At 65.5% G+C, this 16,430-nt stretch carries 14 protein-coding genes; 8 read left to right on the top strand and 6 right to left on the bottom strand.

Annotated features, from left to right (window positions below; genetic code table 11):
- Nucleotides 1–37: 37 nt before the first annotated feature.
- The 6 genes from QSK17_RS11400 to QSK17_RS11425 form a co-directional block, all read right to left on the bottom strand.
- A complete protein-coding gene (locus QSK17_RS11400) occupies nucleotides 38–1,513 on the bottom strand; it encodes a DUF6339 family protein (RefSeq protein ID WP_285704611.1) in 1,476 nt (491 codons plus the stop codon).
- Nucleotides 1,513–2,409, bottom strand: a complete 897-nt coding sequence (locus tag QSK17_RS11405) for a hypothetical protein (protein WP_285704612.1) — start codon at nucleotides 2,407–2,409, stop codon at nucleotides 1,513–1,515. Before QSK17_RS11405 ends, QSK17_RS11400 begins: the two co-directional genes overlap by 1 nt.
- Complete coding sequence (locus QSK17_RS11410; protein ID WP_285704613.1) at nucleotides 2,406–4,283, bottom strand: hypothetical protein; 1,878 nt, start codon at nucleotides 4,281–4,283, stop codon at nucleotides 2,406–2,408. The genes QSK17_RS11405 and QSK17_RS11410 overlap by 4 nt, the downstream gene beginning before the upstream one ends.
- Nucleotides 4,280–5,296, bottom strand: coding sequence for a PD-(D/E)XK motif protein (locus QSK17_RS11415; RefSeq protein WP_285704614.1), 1,017 nt, complete (start codon nucleotides 5,294–5,296; stop codon nucleotides 4,280–4,282). Before QSK17_RS11415 ends, QSK17_RS11410 begins: the two co-directional genes overlap by 4 nt.
- Nucleotides 5,293–7,863, bottom strand: a complete 2,571-nt coding sequence (locus tag QSK17_RS11420) for a Z1 domain-containing protein (RefSeq protein ID WP_285704615.1) — start codon at nucleotides 7,861–7,863, stop codon at nucleotides 5,293–5,295. The genes QSK17_RS11415 and QSK17_RS11420 overlap by 4 nt, the downstream gene beginning before the upstream one ends.
- A gap of 359 nt (nucleotides 7,864–8,222) precedes the next feature.
- Nucleotides 8,223–9,167 (bottom strand): protein NO VEIN domain-containing protein, encoded by a 945-nt coding sequence (locus QSK17_RS11425; RefSeq protein ID WP_285704616.1) that lies wholly within the window; start codon nucleotides 9,165–9,167, stop codon nucleotides 8,223–8,225.
- A gap of 781 nt (nucleotides 9,168–9,948) precedes the next feature.
- Between QSK17_RS11425 and QSK17_RS11430 the strand changes: the two genes are divergently transcribed.
- The 8 genes from QSK17_RS11430 to QSK17_RS11465 all read left to right on the top strand — a co-directional run bounded on the left by QSK17_RS11430 (nucleotide 9,949) and on the right by QSK17_RS11465 (nucleotide 16,429).
- Nucleotides 9,949–10,239: a hypothetical protein gene (locus QSK17_RS11430; protein WP_285704617.1), complete on the top strand. Its 291-nt coding sequence runs from the start codon at nucleotides 9,949–9,951 to the stop codon at nucleotides 10,237–10,239.
- A 585-nt stretch (nucleotides 10,240–10,824) separates the two neighbouring features.
- Nucleotides 10,825–11,214: a hypothetical protein gene (locus QSK17_RS11435; RefSeq protein ID WP_285704618.1), complete on the top strand. Its 390-nt coding sequence runs from the start codon at nucleotides 10,825–10,827 to the stop codon at nucleotides 11,212–11,214.
- On the top strand, nucleotides 11,196–12,011 hold the full coding sequence (locus tag QSK17_RS11440; protein WP_285704619.1) for a hypothetical protein: 816 nt from the start codon (nucleotides 11,196–11,198) through the stop codon (nucleotides 12,009–12,011). Before QSK17_RS11435 ends, QSK17_RS11440 begins: the two co-directional genes overlap by 19 nt.
- Nucleotides 12,012–12,015: 4 nt before the next feature.
- Nucleotides 12,016–12,672: an SAF domain-containing protein gene (locus QSK17_RS11445; protein ID WP_285704620.1), complete on the top strand. Its 657-nt coding sequence runs from the start codon at nucleotides 12,016–12,018 to the stop codon at nucleotides 12,670–12,672.
- Nucleotides 12,673–12,676: 4 nt separating this feature from the next.
- Nucleotides 12,677–13,420: a MinD/ParA family ATP-binding protein gene (locus tag QSK17_RS11450; protein WP_285704622.1), complete on the top strand. Its 744-nt coding sequence runs from the start codon at nucleotides 12,677–12,679 to the stop codon at nucleotides 13,418–13,420.
- Nucleotides 13,417–14,730, top strand: a complete 1,314-nt coding sequence (locus QSK17_RS11455; RefSeq protein ID WP_285704623.1) for a TadA family conjugal transfer-associated ATPase — start codon at nucleotides 13,417–13,419, stop codon at nucleotides 14,728–14,730. The genes QSK17_RS11450 and QSK17_RS11455 overlap by 4 nt, the downstream gene beginning before the upstream one ends.
- The gene (locus tag QSK17_RS11460; RefSeq protein ID WP_285704624.1) at nucleotides 14,727–15,563 is read left to right on the top strand and encodes a type II secretion system F family protein; all 837 of its coding nucleotides are present in this window, start codon (nucleotides 14,727–14,729) and stop codon (nucleotides 15,561–15,563) included. The genes QSK17_RS11455 and QSK17_RS11460 overlap by 4 nt, the downstream gene beginning before the upstream one ends.
- The gene (locus QSK17_RS11465; protein ID WP_285704625.1) at nucleotides 15,560–16,429 is read left to right on the top strand and encodes a type II secretion system F family protein; all 870 of its coding nucleotides are present in this window, start codon (nucleotides 15,560–15,562) and stop codon (nucleotides 16,427–16,429) included. Before QSK17_RS11460 ends, QSK17_RS11465 begins: the two co-directional genes overlap by 4 nt.
- Nucleotide 16,430 lies beyond the last annotated feature (1 nt).

Consider the following 16,430-nt stretch of genomic DNA (forward strand, 5'->3'; position numbering starts at 1 on the left):
TCATCGGCTCCGGGCCACTTTCGCGTACATCCTTCCGCTACAGGCTGTGCCTCTGCAGGGCTTCGATCAAAGCCTCTTTGAAGCGCTCCGTCGACCTCTCGTATCCGAAGAGCAGGGAGACCCGCTTTGCGAGCAGGCCATGATCCTTTATCAGGCCCTCGGCCTGCACCACGCTCGCCGCCGTAGCCAGCTCAAAGTCCGGAATCTCATCGAGATCACGTGGGCCGCGGGTCCGGAGAACACAAGCCGGTTGGCTGGGTAACCGAAGTGTGGCCCCCCGATAGCCAGCTCGTCCGACCTGATTCTCCGCTGCGATCAGCTTGGTGCGGACGGCGAACTTCGTTGCCTCCACCAAGTCACCGGCTGCGGCGTCGCGCAAGCGAGTCCCTGCCAGCTGGGTGATGATGCGGTAGACGCGTTCGGCCAAGACGGGCCCCTCCGCGGACACAACCGCTACAACGGCTTCGGCGCGTTCTCGAAGGCCCAGCATGCGAGGATCACCGAAGCCTGGCCCCTCGTACGCTCTGTATGGTGCAGGGCCGTCGACAGATCGACCGGCTTGTTCGGTCTCTCCGGCCGCTTCTGCTGTGGGCTGTCTGATAAGAGCGGAGTCATGTGAAGGGTAGGAGGGCAGTTCGGGGGAGGGTTCGCTCGGAGGGGCTGGCGTCGTCCTCATTGAGCCAGCGTCCGTGATTCCACTAAAAGATCCGGCGAAGACCTCTTCTATCTTGGCCTGCCGCTCATCCTCGGTCAGCGGCATCGTGCTGAGCAGCGCGGTGACGGTCTCCCTGACGGCGGTGCGGAGCTCGGCCTCCAGCGGTTGATCAGGGAGAGACTCGAAGAGCACGAAGGGGGCCAGGCGTAGCAGCCGCTTCAGGAAGTCCTGCAAGGCTTCGCGCTCGTGAAATCCGCGAAGGTCGAGTCCGTCCCAGACACGCAGGATGGCCTTGACCAGATGAGGGCTGTTGCCAAGTGCTCTTCGACGTGCATAGATCTGGTCGAAAGCGGCTTCGCCGAGGATCTTCAAGGCCGCGTAGGGATCGGAGTCATCGGGGGAATGCACAAGCTGAGCGCGCCACCACATGCGTCCGAAGGTGTGTCGCGTGAGGTCGGTGCCCAGGACCCGGTCGCCCGGAGGCACCGGATACCGCCAGTAGGCGACGTCGGGGAGCAGCACCAGGGCGAGGAACGCCCACACGTCTCCGGATGCGGCTTCTGCGGGTACGAGCCTCATCTCGGAGTGCAGAGCGGCGGCGAGACGCAGATCGAACGCCGCGCGGAGCTCACGGTTGGACTCGTTGGGGAAGCCGGACTCCTTGGCGAGATCCACTACCAGATCACGCAGCTCGCGGAGCCTGGTTTCGGAGACCCGGTCCCCTCCCGTTGCGACGTACACAGCTGAGTCATGGGCGGTGGCGGCGTGTCCCATCAGATCGGTGATCTGCAGGTTCCGGTATTCCTCATGCAGAGGCTTGGCCTGGTCGGCTAGGAGCCGGGGGTAGAGAAGCCCCATCACACCTCTCCGAAGATCTTGACTGCCGCCTGGAGCTCCGAAGCGAAGAGGCTGGGCGAGTGGTTGAACCTGAGCCGGACGTCATTGATCGATGAGCCCGGGAACAGCTGATGGAACAGTGACAGCAACGTGGAGCCCAAGGTGTCGTCGGGGAAGGCCGCTCCGTCTTCGAAGTCGTCATGGCGCAGCGCGTGCTCGATCATGACGCGTGCAGCGTCAGCGTAAACGGCAGACAGGACGACCCTGTCGACAGGACGAGGTCTTGCCGCGTTCTGGAACGCGGTCGCCGTGACGGCGTTCTGCTCATTGACCAGCAGGAGCAACGAGCCCATGGTGGCTCCGTGCAGGTTGCTGCCGATCTGGAGGTGCCAGGCCGCATTCTCGGGGAATGAGGTCTTGGCGAAGTCGATCACTGCCATCGGGAACTGCGGGGCGTCGCCCTGCAGCCTCAAGGGTTGGCGGTCACTCCAGAGCACTGAGCCAGCACGGCGCGGTGTCGACGGCTTGCCGTTCGGGAGAGCTTCCGAAAGCACCAGCGCAGTGTCCAGGACGAGCACGCCGCCGAGGTCGGACCCGCGGAGCTGAACCCTGATCTCGAGGTCGTTGAGGCCGGTCCCCGTCATCCGGATGCGATCCGCGGGGCCCCTCAAGTTAGACCCGGTGGCGGTCCAGACCGCGGCCAGGGTGAGAGCGGTCTCCGGCGGGAGCCCGGCTTCGGATCTGGCGCGATCCAGATCAACGCGTACCTTGCGACGGAGTTCGAGATCCATCTGGTAGTCCCAGTCGGGCAGCGACTCGGGCAGCGCCAGATCACCGTCCTCGGTCACCAGGAACCACGAATCGGCCTCCACGACATCCTCGGACGGACGGCGATACGGCAGCGCGCGGCGGCTCATGACCGCTGCACCGCCTCGGTGAAGATGTCGATCTCGGTCATTGTGTCGCGCGCAGGACGGACGATCGCACGCCAGGTTGAACCGTCACCGCCTTCGATGACATGAGACGGAGTGGTGTGCAGGGAGCCGCCCGGGTCCTCCCAGCCGAGCAGACTGGGCATCGCGGCTCCCAACGGCGGATCGGTCTCACGTCCCCCGGGGCCTGCCAGCGCCACGGCCAGATCGATGCGCACCTGCTGAGGACCGGGCACGGGCAGACGGAACGCCTGGATCAGCACCGGGATGCCCAAGCGATCTCCGTAATAGGGAGTGTCGACGTACTCCACGCGAGGGCGGTGCCGAATCGTCCTGTCGGGTGTCGTCCCTTTGCTCGATCCGGATGGTGCTGGCGAGGGGTTGCGGGACGTCGGCTCGGTGCTGCCGGGCTTGCCGTAGTTGGTGGCCCCACCCGTTCCCCACACGCCGCCGACGAGGGAAGCGAACTTCGCACTGGCCGCTCCCAGCGCAACCTTGGCGGAGTCCCCCCTCGTCACGCCGCCGAGGTCGAACAGCGCGTTCAACGCCTCGTCGATGCGCCGGAAGGTGGTGTTGACGTAAGTCCTCTCCGGAGATTCGAGAGACTGTGGATTCCATGCGTCGTGCGTCGGGGGCTCCGCCTTGGCATAGGTCTCATCCAGAGCGGGATCGGCCCGAAACACCCCGGCGTAGTGCTGATACTCACTCGGGGGCTTCGGCCCAGGGCGGTACGTGACCACGAGCTCCGCCGGGCGCATGAGGCAGACATGGTGAACCGCGTTCTCGATGTCCACCATCCGTGACGCGGCGGTGGCCTCCAGGGCCGGTGCGGGGCGTTTGACCAATCCGAGTCTGCCGAGGAACTTCTTGGGATTCAGACAGTACAGGTCCTTCCCTTCATGACCTTCCATGGCTTCATAAGCTGCGATGAACAGGTTGAGTGGTCGGGTCGCACGCGGGTCGGGCACCGGGTAGTCGACACCGTTGCAGGTCATCGAGAAGCGCATCGCAGGCCGCCCGTCGGAGGACTCGAGCATCTTCGGCCACAGGTGCCATGCGATCGTCTCCGCCAGGTAACCGGCTGCCTCGGCGGGGGAATCCCGGCCCTCCAGGAGCGGATCGATGATGATGATCGTGGTGCCCGTCTCATCGTCACCAAAGGGACGCAGCCCGAGGCGATGCGCCACGGCGTCCGCTTCGGCGCCGACCCACGGTTCAACGACCTCTCCGGTGGTGTCACCCCACCAGTGCCGGCCGGTGTACCGCCTCTCTCCGTCCGATTTGTTGGCCACGTAGCTCTTCCAGAGCGCGCAGCCCATCAACCGGGTCTCGTACCCGCCGTCCACTTTGCATCGCGTGTGGAGCAGGATCGTTCCAACCTTGGAGACCAGGTAGAAGATGCCCTTGCCGAACCCGTAGGTGCCGCCGCCGAGCTCTGTGTCACGGGGTTCTCCGATGTTGCGCACGAAGGACACGAAATCGTGGCCCTTGGCTACGGCCTCATCCGCCCGGGTCGGGCCGCCGAGCCCGCTGGTGCCGCGATCGGAGACCGCCATTACCTGAATCGTCGGCTGGCTCAGCGCTTGCCGGAGCGGCAGATGGCTATTAAGGGGCGCGTCCTGCGACAGCAGGTCGCGCCAAGCCGCCGCACGCGCGGGACTCACGGTCCACATGTCGATGGCGTACTCGACCGGCTCGGTGCGGTCGGGCAGGCGGGCGTCCCAGCTGTTCTGGGCCGATTCCCGTACGAGAATCGTCAGCAGATCCAGCTCGGGACGGCCGAGTTGCTTGCGGATCCCCTCGGCCGCGCTCGCGCCCTCGGGCGGGAATGGTTGGGAGTACCACGACACCTTCGTCATGAGGATCCCTGGAGCATGCTGCTGAGGTGTTCGTTCACTCGCTCTGATTCCAAGGGGATTGGCGGCTCGCTGGACACGTCGATCGTGTAGGTGACGTCTGTCACATTGATCGGGATGCCTGCCGCTGCGAGATCGTTACCTGTCAGCTTGGGGAACCCCTCGTTCACCTCGTACCAGCGCTCCTCAGTGATTGAGAAGCGGACGTCCTGATAGAAGGCAATGTCAAAGGAGTGATAGCCCGCCGTGGCGAGCAGGCCGAGCAAGGCCCTCTCGTCATCGCAAAGCTCGAGTGCTTGCTCGATCAGGCTGGGAAGTCTCTCGCCATGTTCCGAGCTCCGTTCCAGTCGGTACCAGGCCACCTGTAGGGAGCCTCCGGTCGGCGCCTCCAACTGGTCAAGGCCATGGATGCGTACGCGACGCCCCTCGCTGGCAGTCGAGGCCTTGACTTCGACGGCGGCACCGCCAGCAAAGAAGTCGTGGCGATGGCCGTGGGGTCCTCGCCATAGTTGGTGAGCGCTGCCATCCTGCTCCAGTAGCCGGATGAGCACCTTCAACTCGCCGAATAGCCCGGCGAGCTGTTCGGCACCGAGTGTTGCCCCCCTTGTCTGGAACAGTGCCTTCCAGCGGTCCAGCACACGGTAGAGGGCCTTGAGCGGCTTATCAGGCATGGTGGCGGCCGCCTTCAGGGCGTCCGCACATAGCATGGTAAAAAGATCGTTTAGATCTGGTCGCAGACAACAGAGATCTGCGTACGTCTGATAACTGTCGTCTCCTTCGAGGGGGCGTTTCCGCAGTACAAGGACCGGTCCATCCAGGCCCCGTCGGACAGGCTGATGTGAACTGATCGGCACCAGCACGTGGCGGTGACCCTCATGGTCCACAGCGGCAGCTAGTCGTCCATGGGTGGTGTCGAGGGGAAGCTCAGAGAGCCGCACTCTGCGCTTCCCGGACACCTCTTCGGACTCCAGCTCTTTCCAGTGCTGATCGATGAGATCACGAAGGCTCTCGTTCACCCGGCCTCCTCAGCCTCGATCGGGCTGAGGTCCTCTTCTTCGATCTCGACCCCCGAAAGGTCGGCGGAGATCCATTCGATGGAGCTGTCCTCGTCGCGGGGCTGCGGGAATACCAGGCCTACGCCGATCACATGTTCGTCGGCGTTCAGCGGTGCACGGCGCTGCTTCTCTCGCGGAGGTGGGGCGGATACCTTGTCGATCGGGTAGAGCACCAGCAGGCCCGTCTCGGGCATTTGCTTCTGCCGCTCAGACTTGATCTCCTGCTCGGTGAGTTTGCCCGTCTCACCGTTGAGGTCGACTGCCGCATCCCTGCGGCTCATCAGCGTCTTGATGTCGGCGAAGCCCGACTCTGGCTCACCCGGCGACCTCGGGTCCAGTCGCGCGCGGGTGATTCGCTGGACCGTTACCCCGGAGGCGAACTCGAAGGCCGCGTCATCGTCCTCCATAGGGTTCCCCACGATTGCGACGTTCCATCGCCGGAGGGAACCCGCACTGCGGACGCGCTTCTTGATGTAGCCGATGAGCAGGTTGGCGTCGCATTCCATGGACTTCTCGTGGAAGCGATACCGCGTAAGGAAGTCGACTACGAGGTCGTAGGGGACGTCACGGAAGATGAATCGGCCAGACTCCGGATGGGCGTCGGATCGGGTCGCGTGCTGCACGGCCCTGGTGACGAGCTGTTTCGCGGCGTCCTGGTTGTCGAGAAGTAGTTGGCCATCGAGATGGAAGTACCGCGTCTGCACGCGCTGGCCACCGTAGGCGGAGGCGGCCTTGACCGCGTCCTTCATCTTGGCGGCCTGGGTGACCCGGAGCGCGGGATGGGTACGCAGACGCACCGCGAAGGTCAGCGGGTTCTTGGTCTCCGTCATATAGATGTCGATGTCTCGGCGCATCTCGGTCTCAACCGTCGCCAGGTGCCGGAACCATTCACTGAGCTCGGCCGTCATCCAGATCCGGGGCAGGTCGGCATAGCCGCTTCGGTAGCCGAACCAGCGGCCCATCTGCAGGAGGGTGTCGTATGCGGACACCGCACGCACAAAGTAACTGACCGACAGGCCTTCCAACGTGAGACCACGCGACAGGGTGTTGCCACCCACCGCGATGGCCACCACGGGACCGTTCTCGTAATCGAGGCGGTCCTCGCTGCTGGAGTTGTCCATGACGATCCGACAATCGCGGAGGACACCGGGCATCTCGGAGAGCAGATCGTCGAACTCCACCCTGACCTCGTCGAAGTCCTCGGCCGGCACCCGAGCGGTCTCGTCGTCCCACAGCTTCCGAAGCTCCTGAAGGACGGCCGGATTCTCGAGCATGTCGTTCATGCTGTCGCGGAGGTACTCCAAAGGCTTCTTGAAGCTGTTGTGCACTGCGGTGTTCACGCTGGTGTGGATGAGCATTGTGCTGTGCGGGTTGCCGGTGCCACGCACCCGCCGAGCCGCGGTGACCAACCAGAAGTAGCGAATGGCGTCGCGCAAGGTTTCGGTGATCTCGGGCGTGAACCCCTCTACGTCGGCCCGCTTGAGGGGCCGGACGCGTTCCACGTCGTCGTCCGGGACCTCTCGGATCATGTCGTAGCCGTCGTCGACGTCCTCGGGGTCCTCGCCATCGAGTGCGTATCGGCCAAAAAGCACCTCTGTGCCGAAGTGCCCTTCCGGCTTGGGCAGGTTGACGATGAAGTCCTTTGGGTATAGGTCGTCGGCGCTGGGGTTGATCAGCAGGTTGGCGAACGGTGAGGCGGTGTAGCCGACATACGCCGACTTGGGCAGGCAGCTAAGGATCTCCCGGATCCTCGGGTTGATCGTCTTGGTCGCGACTGTCGCCTGGTCGGCCTCGTCATCGATGATCAACGCGGGGCAGTCCTGCAGGTACTCCGACGCGGAATCGAGCCACTTGGCAAACTTGCGCAAGACTGTCGCGTTCTTTTTGATGACGCAGAGCACGTGCGCCCTGTTGCTCTTTCCGAAGAATGACGCAGCGTTGGCGGTCGGGACGAAGTCGCGGTCAAGATCGGTCAATTGGTGCCAACGAGTGGGGTTCGGCTCGACGAGCTGCTGGACGAGCCGGGCCTGAGTCTGTCTGCGTAGACCGTTGTGGATGCCAGCGAGGACGATGAACAGCTTGTATCCCCGGTCGGCGGCCTTGGCCATGACCGCGGTGAAGTTGGTCGTCTTGCCCGACTGCACATAACCGACGACGAGCCCCTGGGTCGAGAACTTCTTCTCCTTCGGATGGCTGAGCAGCGAGACGATGCGGGTGGAGGCCGTGTCCAGGCTTTCGACGGAAGATGGGGACCAGCCGTCCTTTTCGAGCTGCCGGACTATCGCCGGCCAGCACTTGTCCTTCGGTGACGGACCGGTGTACCAGGTGTCTCGGTTGCCCAAGACAACGGAGTGCGGCTCCTCCAGTTCCTTGATGCGGATTGTCTGCCGCTCGTGTCTATCCCTGATCTTCTGAATGATGGCTGGCCCGACCTGCATGAGTTCGAGCCTCTTGATCGCTTCCGCTGGGGTGAAGGCATCGAGGAGAGCCCTGAACGTGTCGTAATTGTCTTCGAACTCGTCGTTCACGCGATCTCCTGACAGCACAGCTCGACGAACATGGGCACCTTGGGCGCTTAATGGAACCTCGACTCCGACAGGCGGCGCCTTTGGTTCACTTGATCGGCCGTAATCAAGATACGTTCAAGGGCCAGCAAACAGGAGGCCGCTGACGATGTTCCAGACGGCCAGGGTGTCGTCGTCGCATCTAGTCCTCGATCTGCTCTGGAACGCTGTGCAGTTCAGGGTGGATACGTGCCTCACAGCGAGGTGCTTCTCGCACTGGTGCGCGCCTAGACCACACTCGGAGAACGTGGCTGAGATATCTGATCGGACTCCTAGGCTCCACGTCTCTGCCCTGCTGTCCTACATCCGACGCCGATGATCGATCACTCTTCGTACGTCGGCATTGGCGGGAGCTGGCAGAGGTAGCGGGTGGGGCTGAGGTCCTCTGCGGCGGGTTTCCAGGGCCACCAGGCACGGAGGCGCCCACCTCCCAACTGGGGGTCCTCGAATCCGTCGTCGAGACGGGCGATCTGGTCAACCACGACTAGGACGCTCAACTCGCCGTCTGCGTTGTTGACTTCGTTAAGGGTTAGCTCTACCGAGTCGGCGCAGAGGGTGGAGCCCTTGACCTCGATACGCAGTTCTTCGGTGTCTCTGGCCGCGTGAAGGTCGTATGACCGTGACGCTCCGACATCTTCCACCGTGTAGCCAAGGTTTTCGAAGTAGGTCGTTGCTCGGGTGACGGCGTACTCTTCGATCGCGCGCCGGAGCCGGGCGTCCTGAAGGAAACGGCGATGCCGTGGCGAGTCTCGAACAGGCGCGTCGTCGTGATGGTCTCGTCGCCCATGTCGTTCTGGTGAGCCCCCTTCCAAAAGGAGCGGTGTGGCAAGCGTGGTCGCAAGGCGGTTCGCTTCCGCAGGGGTGAAACCCGGAACGTTGAGCCGAAGTCGAATTCGCTTGCTGTTATTGCCCTTCTTGATGGCTCCGGCGGCTTGGCCGACCGGGCCCTGAGCGGAGGTGAGTGTCTTTCGGAGGGCCTCGATGTCCTGGCCGACGAGACGGATCGCGCTGGGGATCAGCCTGCGCTCGGCTTCTGGCAACTGCTGTCGTTGCGTGTTCTGTGTGTCTACGAGTGCGTCCTGCAGGACTGCTCCGAGGGCTTGGAGTCGTGTCAACAGCAGCCTGAGGCTGGCGATGTAGTCGGGGTTCCTCTTGAGCCTCCCGGGCGCCGCCCCGCTGGAACTCTCCAAGATCAGTGATAGGTAAGGCTGATCTGTTTCGACGGAGTACTGAGCCTGAAGGAGACGGCCGTCATCGTCAATCGGCATCACACGATCACTTTGGCAGGCGGAACGACGAAATGTCGTGACATATCAAATTGTGTACGGATTATCGCGATGTGTAGTCGAAGTTGCCGGGAAACGCGTGTGGCGTCTCTAAGTGAAGCGGAGGGAAGCGGCGTGGTGATTCGGCATGTGACCGTAGTTCGTCCTCGTTGACGCCGCAGGCCCGCAAGCGGGTGGGCACCAGGCTGCCGGATCGCGTTCATGGCGGTCATCGCGTTCAGATCGTGAGGAGTGTTTCGTGGCTGGGGAGATCGCGTCCGTCGCTGGCAGCGGTGGTTCGGAGGCGACGGGCCATGGTGTGGATGTCCCATCGCTGGGCCTTGCGTTCGGCCCGGATCCGCTTGGACCATCGGGGGAATCGGTCGTATCGGCCTCCGCACTCGCTCGAACACGAACCGTGTCCGCCGGTGCTCCTCATTGTCATCCTCCCAACGCAGGGATGCAGCCCTTCTACTGGGACCGGTCCGATTATCGGCATCGATGGGACGCCTGACATGGACGAGACGAACGCGACACAGGCGGTGCGGCTGCTCGCAGTGCGGCTGCCGTCCTGGACCGTCTGGTACGGCCGGCACACCGGCCACTTCTGGGCCCTGCCCGTGACACGCGACCTCGCTGCCGCGCCACACATTGAGTCGCGTACGGCTGCCCAACTGGAGCAGCAGGCGTGGGAGATTGAGCGCTGTTTCCGAGCCTGGCCTATGCGGCCCCAGCGCGTCTGGCCAATCTCCCATTCCCGGCAGCGTCGTACAGCGGAGGCATCGTGATCAGGGATGAGGCGATCGAGAACCTCCGCCGCGAACTGAAGGGCGTGGAGGTTCCCACTGAGGACAGGGACGTGTTCCGGATGAACTCCGGTAATCCGATGCTGAGCCTCGCCCCCGGGCTCGTCGTCTGGACGGGGCTGATGCGCGTGTACCGATGGGCGGGGCCGGATCGGCGCTGGCATCTTCACCCGGCAAGTGACCCCGCCGGTGCCGCCCGCCTGATCGCTCCGCTGTACCTGGAGCGGATGCCTGACTTCGATCAGGTCTTCCAGGCCGGCCCCCTATGAGAGAGGCCTTCTGAGCGGGCGCGGCGATGCGACAGAGGTGCGGTCTCGCGCCGTCGCGCCTTTCGCCCGGCGAGTCCAGCGGGATCGCACCTGGGGGTCGATCCCGTAGCCCTGCGCGTAGGCGAAGTGGGGCTCGCCGGGCTCTTTCAACGGATCCAGGCGACGGGACTGCCGCGTCACATCTCCTTGTTTGGAGGGACTTCGAAGGTTCGGTTGGGCTGAAACCTCGAATGTCACCGAGAGAGTGCCTATTCACGGAGATACCCACAAATATGCATTTGCCCAGCTCAAGAGGTAGAGCGAGGTAAGGGATCTGTTGCTTGAAACGTAGGTGGCGAGCCCGGCGGGCCGACTAATCTGACGACCTCACGTAGCTGTTTACTGCCTCTCAGTAAAGGTTGCTGGTCAGTGAGGGTTGTTTCGCCATGCCCAAAATGGGCGCCGTTCCCGATAAGGGCGATCTTCGTCGTAGTTGTGGCGGTCAGCGCTTGTCAGGCGGGAGACACCACGCCTACGCCGGATCGCAGTACGACGATGCCCTCCGCCAGTCGGACGCCGGGTCCCTCAACAAGTGACGAAGCGATCGTGGCCGTGTACCGCGATCTCTACCCAGCCGGCCAACGTGCCGAACGGGCTCTGCCCGAGGAGCGCACGGCGATCCTCGAACGCGTGGCCACCCAGCCGTTGCTGAACCGGATGCTCCGCGGGATTGCCGCGCTCCGCGCCACAGGCCGCGTCACCTGGGGTGGCCCTGCGATCCACACGTTCGACGTGCGGATCAAGGACGACCGTGCGACCCTGCACGACTGCCAGGACGGCAGCAAAGCTGGCCAAGCGGACGACAAGACCGGTAAGCGTCTCACCCACGGCACGACCGGTACGCACCTGATCAGCATGCTCCTCAAGGGCCGGGACGGCGCGTGGCGGGTCTCGAAGGTGGAACAGGTGGAAGAGCCTTGCTCGCCTACGGCCTGAGCTCCGCCCTCGCAGCCGCGCTTGCCTTCGTCTCCCTCGGAAACGACAACGGCGTCGAGGTGTCGGGCCAGTACGCCGGTTACATCATTTCTGGGAAGCAAGCGCCTCGGCCTGGTGCCGCTACTCCAGTTGGTAAGGGATCTGGGGTTACGTGCTCCTACACGCCGTGGGCGGTTGACGGGCGGAAGAACGGTGGCCTTGAATTCGTCGACCCTGGCAGCAATCCCAACGATGAGCCCTCCGGCAAAGGGGCCTACTACCTCGTCGAATGTTCCGACGGGTACCGGGACGTCATATGGGTTCGGAAGAAGTTCGACCCGAGTGTCACGCCTGAGCAGCTCGCTCGCCAGGCGTACAAGCTGATTCCGATCAAGCCGCCGAACGTGCTCACCGCGCCGCCACGCGGCAAGGAAGGACTTGTCGGCCTCCCGCACTGGTTCTACCTCGCCAAAGGCGAGTGGACGGCCAGGTCGAAGCGGCTGCAAACCGGTCTTGTCTGGGCTGAGGCGACCGCGACACCGCAGCGGATGACTGTCAGCACCGGTGATGGCAAGACGATCATCTGCGACGGTCCCGGCACTGCTTACGACCCTGCCAGAAGCGCTGGTGAGCAGAGTTCCACCTGCTCCTACCGCTATCCGCGCCCGAACAGCTCCTATCGGGTCACTGTGACCGTGACCTGGCGCGGCACCTGGCGCGGCTCGGGTGGGGCCGGCGGCACGCTGCCGCCCATCGCCCGATCGGTCACGTTCCCGATCCGCGTCGTCGAAGCCCAGGCGCTCGTCACGAAGGGATAGCCCCATGCTCCACCGGCTCACGCCGACCAGGGAACAGGGCCACGTCTCGCACGTCCGTCCGCTCCCGGGTAGGCGTCGCCCCGCGATGCTCGTGGCGAGCGTCGCGTTGACCGCACTCGGCGCGCTCATCGCCTGGGAGGTGTACGGCGTCGCCGGCCACCAGACGCCCGTGCTCGTCATGGCCCGCGATGTCCCGATCGGGCAGCAACTCCAGGCACAGGATCTGAGAACCGTGGCCATGGGCATGGACCCGGCGGTCCACTCGTTGGAGGCCGTCGACAAGAGCGCGGTGATCGGCAAGAGAGCCGCGGTGGACCTGAAAGCCGGGAGCCTCCTCGCACCCAGCCAGATTGCAGAGATACTCATCCCCGCGCCGAACCAGGTCGTTGTCCCCCTGGCGTTGAAGGCGAGCCAGCTCCCGGCCAGGGGGATCCAGCCCGGTGATCGCGTAGTGGCCACCGCCGTACTTTCCAGCACGCCGGAGGGGCAGAGCGGCAGGGTCTCCATGGATCACCTCGCCCGGGTCGATCGTGTTGGCCAGCCGGACGCCGACGGGCTCATCGTGGTGGATCTCGTCGTCCCGGCTGCGGACGGTACGGCTCTCGCGCGCCAGGCCGCCATGGGGAAGGTCGCGATCGTTCTCCAGTCCAGGGCGGGGTGAGGCGATGCTGGTCGTGCTCTGCTCGGGCGGTCACAGCCCTGGGGTGACGACGACCGGACTCGCGCTCACTCTCGCCTGGCCGCGCGATGTGTTGTTCGCCGAATGCGATCCCGCCGGCGGCAGCCTGCTGTCCGGCTATCTGGTGGGCCAGCCACGAGAGCGTGGCCTGGGGGAGTGGGCGGTCCAGCTCCGACGTGGAGCCGATCCGGAAACGGTGCTGGGCGAGCAGGTCTATCACCTGGGTGGTCCCGAGAACCGGTGGGTTCTTCCCGGTCTCGCCGAGCCGGCCCAGATGGCCTCGGTCCAGCCGCTGTGGCCCGGCATCGCCGACACCTTCGCCGCGATACCCGGAGATGTGATCGCGGACGTCGGACGGGTCGGTGGCTCGGACACGCCCACCGCGTTGCTGATCCGTGCGGACCAGGTGCTCGTTGTGGCCCGCCCCACCCTCATGGACCTGTCCGCGGCGGCTCCCCGCCTTGCCGAGATCAAGGGGCTGCGCGGTCCCCGGCCGGATCCGCGCGTCCTGCTCGTCGGCGCGGGGCCGTACAGCCGGAAGGAGGTCGCCCGGACGCTCGGCGCTGAGGTGGTTGACCACCTTCCGCATGACCCGCGAGCGGCCGCAGTGCTGTCGCACGGTGCGGGCAACGAACGGTACGTGCCGCGTTCCCTGCTGCTGCGGGCCGCGCGCTCGCTCGCCGAAACCCTCTGGGATCAGGCCGTACGGGACGAGGTGACGGCGCGGTGAGTTTCGATGCGCAGCGGGCTGTGCGGGAGATCCTGCCCAGGGTCACCGAAGCTCTGGACGATGCCGGGTCGACTGGCGACGACGCGATCCGCGAGTTCGCGAAGGCGGCCATCACCGATCTGGTCCGCGAGTACGTCGACAACCGGGCGCTGGCGGGCAGGGACGTGCCCAGCCTGACGGAGGAACGGCTGCTCGCCGAGGCCGTCTACAACGAGATCTTCGAGCTGGGGCGTCTCCAGCCCTTCGTCGACGATCCCGAGGTGGAGAACATCGACGTCAACGGCTATGACCAGGTGTGGATCACCTACTCCGACGGCCGGAAGTTGCTCGGCCCGCCCGTCGCGGACAGCGACGAGGAACTGGTGGAGAACGTCCGCAGGTGGGCCGCCTACCAGGGGCAGACCGCCAGGGACTTCTCGATCGCCCGGCCACGTCTCCACCTGTCGGTCGGACACCGGACCCGCATGGCGGCCCTGATGGGCGTCACGCCGCGCCCGTGTCTGTCCATTCGCAGGCACGGCATGTTGGAGGCCGACCTTGACGACCTGGTGCTGAACGGCACCCTGGACAAGGGGCTCCGCGCGTTTCTGGGCGCCGCCGTACGGGCTCGCAAGGACGTCGTGATCACTGGCGGCATGGGGGACGGCAAGACCACCTTCGCCCGCGCGCTCGCCGCCGAGATCGACCCGAATGAGCGGATCGCCACCGTGGAGAAGGAGTACGAACTCTTCCTCCACCTGCAGACCGACCGCCACCGCGACGTGCTCGCCCTGGAGGCCCGGGAGGGCAACACCGAAGGGCTGGGCGCGATCAGCATGCACCAGCTCATCGAGGACGCGCTGCGGTTCAATGTTCGCCGCATCATCGTCGGCGAGGTCCGCGGCGATGAGCTGGTGCCGATGCTGGAGGCGATGAACACCGGCGGCAACGGCTCCATCTGCACCATGCACGCCGACTCGGCCGACCAGGTGTTCGCCCGGATGCTCATCCTCGCCGGATCGGGCGGCCTCACGATCGCCGCCGACACGCTGTTCCGCACGATCGGCATGGCCGTGGACTTCGTCGTCCATCTCGGCCACGAGCTCCGCCATGACATCGACGGGCTGGTCAACCGCCGCTACGTCGCAGAGATCAACGAAGTCCTCCCGACCGGCGACGGCATGGAGCCCGCGGTCAACCACGTCTACGTCCCCGGGCCCGATGGCCGCGCCGTCCCGAACACGATCCCGCAGTGCATGCACGAGCTGGTCGCCGCCGGGTTCGACCCGGACCTGTTCGTGCCCCGTGTCTGGAGCGGAGGGTACGCATGACTCAGTGGTTCGCCGCGCTCGCTGGCGCGCTGCTGATCGCGGGACCGCTGCTCGCCGTCGCCGGGACCCGCCCAGTGCAGGAACGGCCGCCGCGGCCATCGCGGCGACGGCTACCGCGAATCCCGGCCATCCCGGCTGTCTCTGCCCTGGTCGCGTTCGCCGTGACGTTGTGGCTCACGAGCTGGCCCGTTGCAGCAGTGGGAGCGGCGGTGGGCGTGGTGGTCCTGCCGCGCATGCTGACCAACCGCGAGACCGCACGCCGGATCGAGCGGCTCGAAGCGCTGGAGGCGTGGACCCGTCACCTCGCCGACGTCCTCGGCGGCAGCGCGGGCATCGAGGAGGCGCTGCAGTCCAGCGCCGGCAATCCACCGGCGCCGATCGCGGCTGAGGTCCGGGCACTGGCGCGCCGGCTCGCCTTCCGCACTCCCACTGAACAAGCACTGCGCACGTTTGCCGACGACCTGGACGACCCGACCGGAGATGTGATCGCCGCCGCGCTGATCCTGGCCTGTCGGGCACGGGGCAAGGGGTTGCGCGAGGTCCTGCAGGGTCTCGCGCGCACGGTGGCCAAGGACGTGGCGGCCCGGCGGGAGATCGACGCCGAACGCGCCACCCATCGCACCACGGCCCGATGGGTCATCGGTGCGTTGCTCGGTTACACCGCCTTCGCGCTGCTCAACCGGGCCTATGTCGCGCCGTTCGGCACCTTCGGCGGCCAGGTCGTGCTTGCCATCGTCATCTCCCTGTACGCGGGGGCCTTCGCGTGGCTGTACCGCCTGGCCAGGCCACCGAAGGGGCACCGGTTCATCAATCCATCGGGGGAGACCTCGTGATCGGACTTGTTCTGGCCTCCGGCGCATTGATCGGCCTCGGCATATCGTTGGCGATCGCCGTGCTGTTCCCTGCTCCGCCCGCACTGGCGCCCGCGATGGAACGGCTCCGGCCGGGTGCGAGCCGTATGGAACCGGACGGGAACTGGCGCACACATCTGGCCAGAAGGCTCGCGGGAACGGTGATCGGGGCGCGCGTCCCGCATGCGGACCTGGCGCTGCTCGGCAAGACCGCCAACGACTATCTCGCCCAGAAGGGTCTGATGATCCTGCTCGCGGCAGTAGGCCCGGTCGTGTTCTGGGCCTGGTGCGCGCTGCTCGGCGTCACCCTGCCCTGGGCGCTCTCCTGGGCAGCGTGCGCGGCCTTCGCCGTGGCAGTGTTCTTCGCCCCGGACGCGGCGGTTCGTGGCCAGGCCGCCGAGGCGCGTAAGGCGTTCCGGCAGGCGATCGTCGCGTACCTGGACCTCGTGGCACTCGCCCGCGCGGCCGGATCGGGACCAGCTGACGCGCTGGAGTCCGCCGCGAAGGTGGGCGAAGGGTGGACGTTCCGACGGCTCGGCCTCGCACTCGATCCGGCACGCCGCGGCACCGGTAGCGCATGGGACGAGCTCACCCGCCTGGCAGAGGAGATCGGCGTTCCCGAACTCGCCGACCTGGCCTCCATCGCCAGGCTCGCCGGTACCCGCGGCGCTGGCATCCTCGACACCCTCATGGCCAAGGCCCAGTCCCTCCGCGAGGTGGAGCTGTCCACCGAGGTCTCCAAGGCCCGATCCCGCACCGAGACCATGACCGTCCCGATGGCTCTATCAGTCATCGGCTTCCTGCTGTTGCTCGGCTATCCCGCCTTCGCCCGGATGGCCGGAGGCTGAC

Origin of the sequence: Microtetraspora sp. NBRC 16547 (assembly GCF_030268965.1) — a bacterium.
Lineage (GTDB): Bacteria > Actinomycetota > Actinomycetes > Streptosporangiales > Streptosporangiaceae > Microtetraspora.

What these genes read in the sequence shown, in the direction of transcription:
- QSK17_RS11450 (WP_285704622.1), top strand. Translation starts at nt 12,677, where the DNA reads ATGCTGGTCGTGCTCTGCTCGGGCGGTCACAGCCCTGGGGTGACGACG.
- QSK17_RS11425 (WP_285704616.1), bottom strand. Translation starts at nt 9,167, where the DNA reads ATGCCGATTGACGATGACGGCCGTCTCCTTCAGGCTCAGTACTCCGTC.
- QSK17_RS11460 (WP_285704624.1), top strand. Translation starts at nt 14,727, where the DNA reads ATGACTCAGTGGTTCGCCGCGCTCGCTGGCGCGCTGCTGATCGCGGGA.
- QSK17_RS11405 (WP_285704612.1), bottom strand. Translation starts at nt 2,409, where the DNA reads ATGAGCCGCCGCGCGCTGCCGTATCGCCGTCCGTCCGAGGATGTCGTG.
- QSK17_RS11400 (WP_285704611.1), bottom strand. Translation starts at nt 1,513, where the DNA reads ATGGGGCTTCTCTACCCCCGGCTCCTAGCCGACCAGGCCAAGCCTCTG.
- QSK17_RS11445 (WP_285704620.1), top strand. Translation starts at nt 12,016, where the DNA reads ATGCTCCACCGGCTCACGCCGACCAGGGAACAGGGCCACGTCTCGCAC.
- QSK17_RS11410 (WP_285704613.1), bottom strand. Translation starts at nt 4,283, where the DNA reads ATGACGAAGGTGTCGTGGTACTCCCAACCATTCCCGCCCGAGGGCGCG.